Source organism: Thalassotalea marina, assembly GCF_014656435.1.
In the GTDB taxonomy this organism is placed as follows: domain Bacteria; phylum Pseudomonadota; class Gammaproteobacteria; order Enterobacterales; family Alteromonadaceae; genus Thalassotalea_C; species Thalassotalea_C marina.
Map to the genome: position 1 here is coordinate 630919 of NZ_BNCK01000001.1, position 13918 is coordinate 644836.

Consider the following 13918-nt stretch of genomic DNA (forward strand, 5'->3'; position numbering starts at 1 on the left):
AGGCAAATAATTGCCATGTTTTAACATGATAAATGTCGTTAAAAAGAGCACATTGGTGCTCTTTTTTTAATGCCTTTTTTAAATGTGGGAGGTGAACAGAGTAATACGTCAAACAATGGGGAACAGGTAAAAAGTTAACAATAGGATATTTACTCTAAATGTGTTGAATAAATGCTCTAAGTGGTTATAATGTGCGCGATTCTGGGTTGTAACTAGGTTTTTATTATTGTGCTGTTTTTAATTCCGTTTTTAGCTTTTGTTTCTTCTGCTTTTTTCTATTGTCAGGCTTTATCTAGTGGTTTAGGGCGTAAACGTTGGGCATTTGCAGGATTTATTTTTGGCCCATTGATTTGGCCAATGTTTTGTATGAATAAAAGAATGAAAGTAAATCGCCAATTTGGCTTTGATTATTTGCTCTTTAGAGCGTAAGGGTATTTTATCCTTAAAATATAGCCGCTAACTTCCTTGTAGCGAATATAGTCAAAATGGTGCGCTGTTAAAGCGACTTAGCTGCAGGCATTTCTGAAATAGTAATTTTGGCAGCGATAGCGTTTTCTTTTGGACCTATTGCAAACAGTGATTTTAATAATTTAATCATATTGCTCTCCTAACATTTAGAAGTCTGTTGTTAACGAGTAAGATACACGGATACCTTCGCCACGGTTTTTACCAACACGGATGCCTTCGCCACGGTTTTTACCAACGCGGATGCCTTCGCCACGGTTTTTACCAACACGGATACCTTCACCACGGTTTTTACCAACACGGATACCTTCACCACGGTTTTTACCAACACGGATACCTTCACCACGGTTTTTACCAACACGGATACCTTCACCACGGTTCTTGCCAACGCGGATACCTTCACCACGGTTTTTACCTGCCTGTTCAACAATAAAGTCGTTCAAGTCAGTAACTGGAGCTGGTGAAGTATTGATTGCTAGAGATAAAATAATTGAGCTAAGCATTTTTTATTATTCCTTCGATTATTGTTGTAAAATCGATGTTAATAAAGCGATATGCGTGCCAACTTTTTGATCAAAAAATTATCAATTGTAGTGCCCTGTTTTTAAAGGGCGGGGATATGGGTGTCATTAATATGGCACTAGGTCGTTCAGCTTAATTAACTGAACGACGTAGATTTGTCGGTGATCTGGTGAGAAAACAAATAACTGCGGAAGTTGTTTGTTGAGAGAGGCTTACTATATAAATAGCCTTGTAACTGTTCACATCTTAAACCGGACAAAAAGCTCAATTGTTGATTGGTTTCCACACCTTCGGCTACTACTTGTAGACCTAAGTTATGTGCAATGGTGACAATTGTGGCAACCATATTTCTACCTTGTTCAGAATGTTCAATATCATCAACAAAGGCTTTATCTATTTTAAGGGTGTTTAATGGAAACTTCTTAAGGTAAGCTAATGACGAATAACCTGTGCCAAAGTCGTCAAGAGATAGGTGTATACCCATCGCCCTAAGCTGCAACATAGTGTCAATTGCTTGTTGTGGAGAATTCATTACCGTGCCTTCGGTGATTTCTAATTCCAAATATTTAGAAGGTAAGTTTGCTTCTTTCAATATGTCTGTGATCATGCCAACCAAATTAGGTTGAGTAAACTGTACTGCTGACAAGTTGACTGCACATCGGCCATCAAACAAACCTTCATCAATCCACTTTTTAGTTGCAAAACAGGCTTTTCTTAATACAACTTCACCTATTTCAATAATTTGTCCTGTTTCTTCAGAAACTGGAATAAAAGTCACTGGGCTAATAATACCCTTCGAAGGGGTTTCAAAACGTACTAGAGCTTCCATACCTGCAATTTTACCCGTAGCAATCTCAATTTTAGGTTGGTAAAACACAGAGAAGTAGTCTTCTTTTAAACCATGGCGAATTAACCCTTCAATCTGCAAACGTTTAACCGCTTGTTCGTTCATGGTGCCATTAAAGAATTTGTAACGATTGCCACCTTCATTTTTAGCATGGTACATCGCAGTATCTGCATTTTTTAGCAATTCTTGTGGCGTTGTGCCATCTTCTGGATACAGCACTATACCTATACTTGAATAAAGCACTATTTCATGATTTTTCAGTTTAAGAGGTTCGGCAATAGTACGTAGTATATGTTTAGCGATTGAAGTAATAGTATGTATATCGTTAGTATTTTCAATAATGATACTAAATTCATCACCACCCAGACGGTATACGGTATCTTGCTTACGACCAACACTTCTGATGCGCTCCGCTACTTTACATAACAAAACATCACCAACTTCATGGCCCATGGAGTCATTAACCTTCTTGAAGTTATCGAGATCAAATACTAATAAGGCGTGAGGAATTTTATTTTTTACTAAACGTGATTGGTTTGCTTGAAAGTAAGAGCGATTTGGTAAGCCGGTCAGTGTATCGGTATTAGCGAGTTTTCTTAGTTCAGCTTCTGTTTCTTTACGTTTGGTTATATCTGAAAATACCCCAACAAAATGGCTAATGCTGTTATTTTCATCACGAATGATGTCAATGTTAAGGTCAGTTAAATAACATTCGCCATTTTCGCGTTGGCTTTCAATTTCACCATGCCAGCTGCCTTTGGTTAACAAATGCTGTTTTACGCTATTGGTAAAACTGTCGTCATATTGTCTGAAATTGAGCGGTGTGCCGATCATTTGACGTTTTGTTTTACCTGTAATGCGATGGAAGGCTTTGTTTATATCAACGACGTTAAACTGGCGGTCATAAATCACTACAGCATCAGAGATATTTTCAAAACATTTGGCAAACAGTTTTAAGCGTTCATCTGCCTTTTTCACTTGGCTGATGTCTTTTAATGTACCTGTCATTCGAATAGGTGCATTTTTCTCATCGCGCTCTACAATTTTGCCGCGATCAAGTACCCAAATCCACTGGCCATTTTTATCTTTTACTCTATAGGTAGCTTCAAAGTGGGCGGTTTTTTCATCAAAATGGTCTTGCAATGCATGGGTGATACGCTTTATATCAGCTTGATTGATATTGGTTTCGTTATCATTGTTATTACCAAGATTGCGTTTACCGTCTTGAGGAAACTCTAGTACTCCCCAAATATTTGAACGATATATTTTGCCTTTTTTAATATTCCAATCCCACATTTCGTCACCACTGCCCCACAGCGATAACTTTAAGCGCTCTTCACTGGTTTTGATTTGCAAGTGATATAGGCGCTTATGACGGAACTGCTGAAGCATGTAAGCAAGGATTAACAAACACACTAAGCTATATATTAAGACTGCGCTGTTGGATAACCACCACGGTGGCAAGATTTCGATATTAACTGAGTTAGACTTAAATTCATTGGGGTTATAAATGTCGTAAGCTTGCACTTCAAATAGATAATGACCAGAGGCCAAATTAGTATAAGTAGCACGTAAATTATGAATGGTGGTTTCTAACCACCTGTCGTCAACACCATGCAATTTATAACGATACGCCACTTGAGTACTAAGTTTTGAATTTGGGGCGATAAACTCAAAACTAAATGGTGAATGGCTGTATTGAAGGGTGATTTTTGCCAGATCACTAAAGCGTTTAGGAATGGTGAAGTTATCCGTTTTTTCAGCAGAAATTTCGACTACTTTATTGGCAATTAACAGATCTGTAAAAACGGGAAGAGTAAGTTGTTGTTTAAAATTGAGTAATAAATCCGGAGAAAAATAATCAAAACCAAGGTTTCCACCAAGGTAAATATTACCAGCCTGATCTATTGTCGAACTTTGGCTTAAGTATTCTATGTTGGTTAAAAATTCATGATTGAAATTTCTTAATTTTTGCTGAGGTGTTAGTACTGTTATCGCTTTGTTGGTACTAAACCAAATATTATTTTGTTTATCTACAATAATGTCATTGATGAAGTTATTTGCTAATCCGTTATGTTCATTATAAAAATAGGCATGTTTTGAGCCTTTGCTGATAACTAAAGCGCCAGTCCCATCAGTTCCAATAACCAAATTGTCGGCAGATTCAATAATAGTTCTGGCTCTGGTCAAATCAAATTTGGTTGAATTTTTAAACGAAAATTCAGTAAACGTATTTTTTTCTATAGAATAATCTAATATTTTTCCTGATTTATTCACCAGCCAAAAGCCATCTTTTGTTTTGGCGCCATTTGTAATGAACTCTTGATCTTGATTAATAACATTGAACTTTTTAGTGTTTAAATCATAGGTTGATAATTTACCACCAATGTCGATATACCAGATCAGGCCTTGGCTGTGAAAAACTCTTTTATCGTTAGCATAGCTTGATTGTTGCTCCCAATTGGCATGAATTATTTGCTCTTGAGTTTCTGTGTTAAATTCAATTAAATCACCACTATCGGAGAACAGAATAAGATGTTCGTCGTTATTTAAAATTTGATAAATGCTGGTATTTAAGTCTGCTTCTTTTATAACTTTTTGTGTAATGGGAGAAAATTGAAAAAGTTCATTATCACTTTCAAACCAAACTTTGTTTTTGTAATAATGTAAAGCGTCAATGTGATCAATATGTCCTGTAATGTTGCTGTGTATATTTTTAACAACATTTTTTGAGCCTTTAACGGTAAATAAACCGTGGAGAGTCCCAATCCAGAGGTTTTTATTTGTATCAACAGTCAAGCTGACAATCCTATCAGCCAAAGTCTCTTCATATTGATGTTTAGCAAAGGATTCATTAAGTGGATTAACTGAATAAAGGCCTTGTTCTGTTGCGACCCAATAGTGATGTTCTTCTAAAATGCTAACTTCAGTAACCAGTGAATTTTCAAGAGCAGATCCTTCAAAATTAAATTGGCTTTGTTTTTCATAATTTTTATTAAGTACATGAAGGCCAACGTCGGTGGCGAGCCAATAATAATTATTGTCTGACTTAATATCTCTGATCGAATTAATAGGTTTACCGATACTTGCTTCTATACGTTTTTTAAACGAATCTGCAAGTGTTAAGTTTTTATTAAGAATAATAAAACCTTGTTCATAGGTGCTTATCCAGTAAAAGCCTTTATCATCTTGAAATATGGTTTTTACCTCAGTTAACGGAATAACTTCGCTATTACTGATTTTCCTTATTTTTATAGGGGTAAACGAATCACTTTCACTGTTGTATTTATGAAGGCCATTTTGTGTCGTAACCCAAAGATTATTTGTGTTTTGCTTTTTATCTGTTGAGTTAAAGCTAGCATATTTATCTTCATATACTGCCCAAATAAGATTATCGGATAAACTTTGATTATTGTCTTCAGACGCTCGGTAGTTAACAAAATTATCTTGTTCAGCATTATATCGACTTAAGCCATTTTGTGTGCCAATCCAAAGCGTACCATCCTGAGTGATATGCAAGTTTCTAATAAAGTTATCGGCGATAGAATTAGGATCGTAAAAGTCATTGCGATAATGAGTAAAGCTTTGTCCATCAAACTTATTTAAGCCATCTTGGGTCGCTACCCAGAGAAAGCCTTCATGGTCTTGGACAACGTCAAAGACATAGTTTTGTGATAGTCCTTCGGCTGGAGAGAAGTGATCTGCATTGAGGTACTTACTAAAAGAAAAAGCCGGATTGGCGTGTAAGTTTGAACTGAACAGTAAGATAAGCACCAATAAGGAGGCTTTGAGACGACATAAATGACGAAGACAATTTTTAAACTTAACCAAGACCTGATGCACGAATATTTCCAGTATTTAACTATTTTATTATTGTTATCTCGCCCATTACAAAACAAGCGTGCAAGTAAGTCAACTTTTTGACAATCATTTACTGCTTCCTTGTGTTTGCCTTCTGGCGCACTCCCTTTTTGATGTATCGGCTAAGCTAATATTTTATTGAGCAATTTTTTAAAATATCGTGAACTTTTTCAAGGCTAGTGTCTTGTTTTTGTTTGATAGACATCAAACAAACTCTATCTTTGACACCTGTCATATTACTAAGCTTTTCAAATAAAAAGGCTCGAATATCTTGTTTATTAATTTGTTTGATTATCTCAATTAATTTAGCTTTTTGATCAAAAGTATATTCTTCATTACAAATACAGCTCCAAAACCGCTGACTTTTTATTCGTAAGCTGGTGTCTTTTTCTTGTAACTGACTGGCAAGGCCATGTTGTAGGTGTTGCCAATCCTGATCACTCATGGCATCCGCTAATAAATGGCTTTCATCGATAAATTCACAAATGGCGTTAACTAATATCGAGGCGTCAAATTTTGGTGATTGAATGTAAAAAGCAATGCCAGGATAGCGGTTAATGGGAACAAAACCCACGCCAACCAAATAACCATATTGACGTTCAGTTCGCATTTGATGGAAAAATTGCGGAGAAAGAATCTGGCTAACAATCATAGTAAGTGCAACTTGTTGCAGGTTTTTTTCGGCGATGGGGTAATACAGCACTGCAGCGTGGTCATGATGCGGTAAAACCAATGGGTAGTCTAAACTGCCTTTTCCACTGATATCTAACATATAGCTTTGTTCTTTAAAGCAGCTCTTTGCATGGTTTGCAAAGGTTTGAGTGATCACAGATTCAATGTCGCGCGCGTGTTTAATTTGCCAATTACCGTGAATTAATACCTCAATATTAACTTGTTCAAATATTCTTTTACTGTGTTCGATAAATTCTTTGAAGCTAACAGGCTCTAGCGCTTCTGTTAGCTCTTCTGGGCTAGGGTTTTTAGGTTGTAAATTAGAACTCAATGCAGAAAACAACTGAGATATTGACTTACTTGTATCTGTGTTTCGCCAATGATTAATTAGTTGTCGCTTTAACAAGGTAAATTTATTTTCATTAAACTGGCAACTCGTTAGTTCACTTAAAAGTTGCTTTAACAGCAGATTTTGTTTCGTACTAATGCCTGATAATTGCAATGTAAGCCCACCTTGATGGGCGTACAAGTGATAGTGAATACCTGCTAACTCGGCATCGTAATGTTGTTCAATAACCGCATCAGTGTATAAGTCGACAAAGAGCCGAGTCATGGCAATATGTTGACTTGAAATTAAAGTATAAGGGCTGTCTATACCAATATATATATAACCTTTAGGTACTTTAAAAGTTTGGTCTTGTTTATACCAAACCTTAATGCCATCTTTTTCAGTGATACATTGTGGTATCGCACATACTGCTTGTTCATCAGCGTAAACCTTAGGCGAAGAAACAATATATTGATTAGGCTCTGGTAAGGATAAAGAAAACTCTTTATCACTAACTTGCCATTGCTTTAATAAAGCGGGCTCTATCGGGGAAACTCTGTAAGGAACCCGATACCAACGGGTTGTAAGGTCACCGTCAACCTTTTTGCTTACATGAGTATAGCGAAAGTTCGCAGGCGAAAAATAACTTAAAAGTTCGTTAAGCAGATCCGCTGAAATATCTTCCATCATGTAATCGCCATAAATATAGTGCTGCTCATCGTAGTGCTGCATATTGATGACAAGTTGGCAAACAGAATCTAATGGCTTTATCTTTTCATGATAATTGAAGGACAATTCAGCAATAGCCTTTTTTTCTTGAAAGTAATGTTTGGCTAACGGCTGTTTTTTTAACAAGCCAATGTAGCAAAAAACAATACTGATAATTTCATTGATATGTTGCTCACCTGATTCGGTGAGGCGAATGCTGATATTAAAATCTTTAAAGTTATAACCGTTTATCCCTGATCCCGCAGTGAGTGCCAATGCCCATTGCTTTTGTTTTAAAAGCGATAAAATACTGCCTTTTCCCTCATGACCAATCAAGTATGCTAACAAAGATTCTGGTTTTTGCTGATAGTATTTATCTAAACTTGGTAGAGCAAAATTAATAATTAATTGGCGATCATTTTTTACCGGTTGAACGTGAATAGCAACTCCTTGTTGTTCTGGTAAATAAAGCGGGGTATCCGGTAATTCATAGGTTTTTGGCGTGCCAGAAACAGCAGAAAAGTATTGAGTCGCTAAATCATTTAGCTCAGCTAGAGACTGAGGACCTTCCAGTACCAAGGTCATTGACGAAGCAACATAATGTTGTTGGTAAAACGTTTCAACTTCATCACGCAGTGAGTGATTGGGAAGATCAGCTAATGTTTCTGTATTACCAACAGAGAATTTAGAAAATGGATGTTGCGGGTTTATGGTTTCTTTGTGAACATCGTACAGACGTCTGATCTCGTCTTTTAATTTGAGCTTAAATTCAGCATCAATGTTTTTTCGTTCTTTGTTGACAAATTCTTCTGATAGCAATGGTGCGATAAAAAACTGGCTGAAACGGTCTATCGCTTGTTCAAAATGACTAAAATGAATGTCGAAGAAAAAACAGGTATGTTCGGTAGCGGTCCAGGCATTGTTTGCGCCACCATATTGACTAATAAACTTTTGGTATTCGCTACCATCTGGGAACTTTTCCGTGCCCAAAAAAAGCATGTGCTCTAGGAAGTGAGCTAAACCTTGACGATGACAAGGATCGCTAAAGTGACCAACATTTACAGCGAGAGCAGCGGCTGACTTTTGTGTTTCGCCATTATGTACCAATAGCACCTTAAGTCCGTTCTGTAACTTTATGTTTTGGTACTGCTTGGTGTCATTGGGGCTTTGTATCACTATCCGCTCCCTCTAAAAGCCAACAGGCTTTTGTCAAAATGTTCAGGTCAGAATATCTAAATTACCCTATGGAATATAGAGAGTCCATTTTATTCTTAACTGATGTTACAATAATTCGTTGTATTCCTTTACTATAGCCGCAATTTTACGGTTTATTTACAATTTATTGTCTGTTGGTATTATTATGCAGCTTTATGTTATGCGTCACGGACAGGCGTCAAATTCTGCGTCGAGCGATGCTCAGCGCCAATTAACAGAGCAAGGCTTTTTAGAAGCTAAAGTTATGGCAAAGTGGGCTAAAGAGCAAAAGCTTTGCTTTGACAGAGTTATTGTCAGTCCATTTATTCGAGCGCAACAAACGGCTCAAGCGTTTATCAAAGAACTTGATCAAGTTGTAGAAATGCAAACCGTAAGCTTTATAACCCCAGAAGGCCAAGCAAACGAAGTGCACGATTACATTGATGGCATATGCCAATTGGAAAAGTTATCGAGCGTGTTGATTGTGTCACATATGCCTTTGGTGAGTTATTTAGTTGCTGAAATGACCTTTGAGCATAATGCACCTATTTTCCCAACTGCTGGCATAGCACATATTGATTATGACTTGCAGCGAATGAAAGGTGATTTAAAGTCATTCACCTCTCCGTACGATCTTTGTTAGTCACTTTTTATCATGAGTTTATCGTGAATATCGAGCAGTACTAATAAAGCGCCATTTCCTCCATATTCTAATGGTGCTTGGTGAAACGCTATGACATCAGGATGTTGAACCAACCAGTGAGGTACTTTATTTTTTAGTATATGTTGCCCTAGGCCATGAACAATACAAACACATTGTGCGTGTTCTTTTTGACTTTCATACAGTAGTGCGGCTATTTCTTGTTTGGCGCTGTGCTGATCTAGGCCGTGTAAATCTAAGATAAGTTCAGGGTGATATATACCCCGGCGCAAGTTCTTCGCTTCATAACTACTAGCACCATCTCTAACGTATTGCATAGGGCCATTATTTGATAAGTCTGGCTCAAATTCATCAGAAAAATGGAATGTCGCTTTTTGTTTGGCGACTTTTTCTTTAATAATCTGTTGTTGGGGCTTGATGCTTTGTTTATGCGGGTGTATTGTGTCCTGCACCATAGGTTTAACCTTACCTACAGCATCTTTAAACAACTGTTTGTCTTGCGCGTTAACGGGATTTTTCTCTTTCATGGTGGAAGTCTAAAAATAACGCGTCACAATGACAAGTAAAACCACAAACTGTTTATCAACGAATTGGATTATTTCTGTGACTCAAGAGCATCATCAAGACCTAAGTGAGCAATTAATAACTATTGGCGATTTTATTCGATATGCCACCAGCGAGTTTAATCGCGCTGATTTGTATTTTGGTCATGGCAGTGATAATGCGTGGGATGAAGCTATTACCTTGATTATGTACGCTTTAGAACTTCCCAACGCATTAACAGAACATGTTATGCAGTGCCGTTTAACGCGAGACGAAAAATTGCATTGTTTGTCGCTTATAGAGCGTCGAGTAACCGAGCAGATCCCTGTTTCGTATATTACCAACCAAGCAAACTTTGCTGGACTACCGTTTTATGTTGATGAACGAGTACTTGTGCCTCGCTCGCCAATTGGTGAGTGGATTGAAAAGCGTTTTGAGCCCTTGGTTGCACCTGATAAAGAAGTGAGTCGTATTTTAGATTTGTGTACAGGCAGCGGTTGTATCGCAATTGCCTGTGCACATTATTTTCCTGAAGCAGAAGTTGACGCACTGGACCTATCGCTAGATGCGTTAGAAGTTGCACAAATCAATATTGAAAATCATGGGCTTAGCGAACAAGTTATTCCAATTCAATCTGACATCTTCTCTTCAATCCCTGAGCAAAAATATGATTTAATTGTCACTAACCCACCTTATGTTGATCAAGAAGACGTAGACAATTTGCCACAGGAATACTTGCATGAGCCTGAAATGGGGCTGGGTAGTGGTCCTGACGGTTTAGATATAACACGAGTGATATTGGCACAAGCGGCAGAGCACTTGAATGAAAACGGCATATTGGTTTGTGAAGTTGGTAATTCAATGGTTCACTTGGAAGCAGCATATCCAGAAGTGGACTTTCAGTGGTTGTCTTTTGAACGTGGTGGGCACGGTGTTTTCTTTATTACTAAGGAACAATTAGAGCAATTTCAAACAATATTTGAAGAACGAGTGAAGCGATAAATTATGTCGGGTAATACTTTTGGTAAGTTGTTTACTGTTACAACATTTGGTGAAAGCCACGGTTTAGGTTTAGGAGCAATTATTGATGGTTGTCCTCCTGGCTTAGAAATCACAGAAGCCGATCTACAACACGATCTCGATCGCAGGCGTCCAGGTACTTCTCGTTATACCACTGCACGACGTGAACCAGATCAAGTGAAGATCATGTCTGGTGTTTTTGAAGGGAAAACCACAGGCACCCCAATTGGTCTTGTTATTGAGAACACTGATCAACGTTCAAAAGACTATAGTGAAATTGCTCAAAGTTTTAGACCTGGCCACGCAGATTATACCTACTGGCATAAATATGGCTTGCGAGATTACCGAGGCGGTGGTCGTTCTTCCGCTCGCGAAACAGCAATGCGCGTAGCAGCAGGGGCAGTGGCTAAAAAGTTCTTAAAACAAAAGTTTGGTATTGAAATTAACGCCTGTGTTACTCAAATTGGCGCGGTCAAAGCTGAGAAAATTGATTGGGATGTAGTGGAAGGTAACCCTTTCTTTTTTCCTGATGACACTAAACTAGAGGCATTAGACGAGCTACTTCGCGATATCATCAAACAGAAAGATTCTATCGGCGCTAAATTAACGGTAGTTGCTAGTAATGTACCGGTTGGTTTAGGTGAGCCTATTTTTGACCGTTTAGACGCTGACATCGCACATGCTTTAATGGGAATTAATGCAGTTAAAGGTGTTGAAGTAGGTGATGGATTTGATGTGGTAACTCAAAAAGGCTCAGAGCATCGTGATGAATTAACACCTGACGGCTTTGCTTCCAACCATGCTGGAGGTGTACTAGGTGGAATATCTTCAGGTCAACCGATTGTTGCACACCTTGCGCTTAAACCAACATCAAGTATTGGTGTTAGTGGTAAAACCATCGATTTAGAGGGTAATCAAGCAGATATCATTACCCGCGGCCGCCATGATCCATGTGTTGGCATCAGAGCTGTGCCAATTGCAGAAGCCATGTTGGCTTTAACCTTGATGGATCATTTTATGCGACATCGAGCACAAAATGCTGATGTGCATTGTTCAACCCCGGATATTTCAAAACCTTGATCAAGTCTAGTTTAAAGGTGAACTCTATGTTGAGACGTATAACATCATGAGTTCACCTAAGTTTTACACTTTTTCTTTTTCCTATTTCACCTACTTTTCTGTACTGGCACTTGTTGTACCATTTTTAGCTTTGTTTCTAGATGGTCGAGACTTTAACTCGCGTGAAATAGGTGAGCTTTTAGCCATATTTACTGCCACCAAAATTATTGGTCCTACCATGTGGGCAAATGCGGCAGACAAATCAGGTAATCTTAAGGGCATAATTCAACTGGGCTCACTGTTAGCTCTGTTGTCTTTTAGTTTTCTATTCTTTGTTCAAAGCTATTGGCCAATTGCTTTTGTATTGGCGGTATTTAGTTTGTTTTGGACGGGAATACAGCCACAGTTAGAGGTTATGACACTTGCCAGTATAAGACGCAGTGCACATATTTATGCTCGCATACGTTTATGGGGGAGCATAGGTTTTATTATTACGGTGACACTCGCTGGCGAAGTTTTAGTGTCGTATCACAGTGAAGCCTTTGTTTATATGGGGTGGTTTATATTGCTTGCCCTCTTTGTTTCAAGTTGTTTGCTTGAGCAAAAAGCTAAAGCTACCGCTAAAACTACTCAGGTAAATGAGGAAATTTGGGGGCGTTTAAAAGAGCAAAGCTTTGTTTTATTTTTTATTGCAGGCTTGTTATTGCAGCTCAGTTTTGGGGTTTATTACAGTTTCTTTGCCCTTTACCTAAGAGATTTAGGTTACCCCAGTATAAGTATTGGTTTGTTTATTAGTTTAGGGGCAGTTGCGGAAATTGGCATATTTATCATAGCCGGTAAATTGTACCAATTATTTGGTCCTAGAATTTTATTGGCATTTAGCTTGTTAGTAACGGCTTTACGTTGGTACTTAACCGGAAATTTTGCAGATTCTGCGCTTATTTTATTTGCTGCTCAATTAATTCATGCTGCTAGCTTTGGTCTTTACCACACCGCATCGATTCAATATTTGCAGCAGCATTTTACGGTTAGACAACAAAATAGGGCACAAGCAATATATATCGCCGGTGTCTACGGTATTGGTGGTGCGCTAGGCGCTTATCTGGCTGGTGTATTCTGGAATAACGGTCAAGGTGCAACTCTAACATTTGAGCTAGCAGCCTATTGTTCTTTGGTCGCAGGGCTATTGATTCTCTTTATGCGAGAGAAACAAAGATGTTAATCAATTAGATAATTTTCAAAAACTTAAGTAGTATTAAATTATCGTGAAGTAAAAATTACCTTAATGTGAAAAATACTTTTCTTTTAGTACTACTTAGTGCTTTTGTTTTTCGAATAGGTTTTGCCCAAGAACAACAGATAGTTACTGTTGGCCTAGAGCCATTTCCGCCTTTTATTGATAAAAGTGGTCAAGGGCTGACAGTTAATATGTTTAAGGAAATTGAACAGCTAACCAACCTTAAATTTGAAGTCAATATCATGACTTACGCACGTGCTAAATATCAGTTGAGCCGTAACATGCTGACTATAGCAGGACACACGCCTAAAAATTTAGAATCCGATGATTTTTATCAATATGCCATCGAATTAGACTGGAAAATTGATACTACTTCCGACCTGTTTACTTTTGACGAGAAGTATTTCGATTTATCAAATGTAGCATCGGGCAAAATAGGGACAACGACAGGTAATGCCGGGTTTTTAGCTGAAATTTTAAAGATTGACCAATCACGCTTTATCGAAGTGAAAGAGCTGAATCACTTAGTCAGCATGTTTGTTTCAGGCAGAGTTGATGTTTTGGTATTTGAACGGGCGTCAGTCATGCACTTGTTACAGGAACGTAACGTTAAAAATGTGTTTTATAAATCGATAGGGCAAGTTCCAGCGAGTATTGCGGTTGCCAATACTGATCAAGGTAAGCGATTGAAAAAGATACTCGATGATGCAATTAGGCAACTAGACACAGATAAAATCTTTGCTAGTTACCTAAAGTACACTAAATTACCAGAGACTGGCGTAGTGCCAGAATCTGAGTAGA

The 13918-nt window shown here is 37.9% G+C and carries 10 protein-coding genes; 6 read left to right on the forward strand and 4 right to left on the reverse strand.

Annotation, left to right across the window (positions count from 1 at the left end; translation table 11 throughout):
- Window positions 1-228: 228 nt before the first annotated feature.
- A complete protein-coding gene (locus IE199_RS02860) occupies window positions 229-429 on the forward strand; it encodes a hypothetical protein (RefSeq protein ID WP_189767191.1) in 201 nt (66 codons plus the stop codon).
- Between the two features lie 185 nt (window positions 430-614).
- Here the strand turns inward: IE199_RS02860 and IE199_RS02865 are convergent, their stop codons facing one another.
- The 3 genes from IE199_RS02865 to IE199_RS02875 form a co-directional block, all read right to left on the reverse strand.
- On the reverse strand, window positions 615-968 hold the full coding sequence (locus IE199_RS02865; protein WP_189767192.1) for a hypothetical protein: 354 nt from the start codon (window positions 966-968) through the stop codon (window positions 615-617).
- 155 nt (window positions 969-1123) lie between these two features.
- On the reverse strand, window positions 1124-5677 hold the full coding sequence (locus IE199_RS02870) for an EAL domain-containing protein (RefSeq protein WP_189767193.1): 4554 nt from the start codon (window positions 5675-5677) through the stop codon (window positions 1124-1126).
- A gap of 145 nt (window positions 5678-5822) precedes the next feature.
- Entirely contained in the window at window positions 5823-8579 is a 2757-nt protein-coding gene (locus IE199_RS02875) for an insulinase family protein (protein ID WP_189767194.1), read from the reverse strand.
- 184 nt (window positions 8580-8763) lie between these two features.
- Here IE199_RS02875 and sixA point away from each other — a divergent pair, with 184 nt between their 5' ends.
- Window positions 8764-9240 carry a phosphohistidine phosphatase SixA gene (gene sixA, locus IE199_RS02880; protein WP_189767195.1) on the forward strand — a complete coding sequence of 159 codons (477 nt, stop codon included), beginning with the start codon at window positions 8764-8766 and terminating at the stop codon, window positions 9238-9240.
- Here the strand turns inward: sixA and smrB are convergent.
- Window positions 9237-9785, reverse strand: coding sequence for an endonuclease SmrB (gene smrB, locus IE199_RS02885; protein ID WP_189767196.1), 549 nt, complete (start codon window positions 9783-9785; stop codon window positions 9237-9239). The two genes, sixA and smrB, sit on opposite strands and share 4 nt — an antisense overlap.
- Before the next feature lie 28 nt (window positions 9786-9813).
- Here smrB and prmB point away from each other — a divergent pair, with 28 nt between their 5' ends.
- The 4 genes from prmB (at window position 9814) to IE199_RS02905 (ending at window position 13917) form a co-directional block, all read left to right on the forward strand.
- Window positions 9814-10803 carry a 50S ribosomal protein L3 N(5)-glutamine methyltransferase gene (prmB, locus tag IE199_RS02890; protein ID WP_189767197.1) on the forward strand — a complete coding sequence of 330 codons (990 nt, stop codon included), beginning with the start codon at window positions 9814-9816 and terminating at the stop codon, window positions 10801-10803.
- Window positions 10804-10806: 3 nt separating this feature from the next.
- Window positions 10807-11901: a chorismate synthase gene (gene aroC / locus IE199_RS02895; protein WP_189767198.1), complete on the forward strand. Its 1095-nt coding sequence runs from the start codon at window positions 10807-10809 to the stop codon at window positions 11899-11901.
- 46 nt (window positions 11902-11947) lie between these two features.
- Window positions 11948-13102 (forward strand): MFS transporter, encoded by a 1155-nt coding sequence (locus tag IE199_RS02900; protein ID WP_189767199.1) that lies wholly within the window; start codon window positions 11948-11950, stop codon window positions 13100-13102.
- A gap of 65 nt (window positions 13103-13167) precedes the next feature.
- Complete coding sequence (locus IE199_RS02905) at window positions 13168-13917, forward strand: substrate-binding periplasmic protein (RefSeq protein ID WP_189767200.1); 750 nt, start codon at window positions 13168-13170, stop codon at window positions 13915-13917.
- The last annotated feature ends 1 nt before the right edge of the window (window position 13918 follow it).

What these genes read in the sequence shown, in the direction of transcription:
- aroC (WP_189767198.1), top strand. Translation starts at nt 10,807, where the DNA reads ATGTCGGGTAATACTTTTGGTAAGTTGTTTACTGTTACAACATTTGGT.
- sixA (WP_189767195.1), top strand. Translation starts at nt 8,764, where the DNA reads ATGCAGCTTTATGTTATGCGTCACGGACAGGCGTCAAATTCTGCGTCG.
- IE199_RS02865 (WP_189767192.1), bottom strand. Translation starts at nt 968, where the DNA reads ATGCTTAGCTCAATTATTTTATCTCTAGCAATCAATACTTCACCAGCT.
- prmB (WP_189767197.1), top strand. Translation starts at nt 9,814, where the DNA reads ATGACAAGTAAAACCACAAACTGTTTATCAACGAATTGGATTATTTCT.
- IE199_RS02900 (WP_189767199.1), top strand. Translation starts at nt 11,948, where the DNA reads ATGAGTTCACCTAAGTTTTACACTTTTTCTTTTTCCTATTTCACCTAC.
- smrB (WP_189767196.1), bottom strand. Translation starts at nt 9,785, where the DNA reads ATGAAAGAGAAAAATCCCGTTAACGCGCAAGACAAACAGTTGTTTAAA.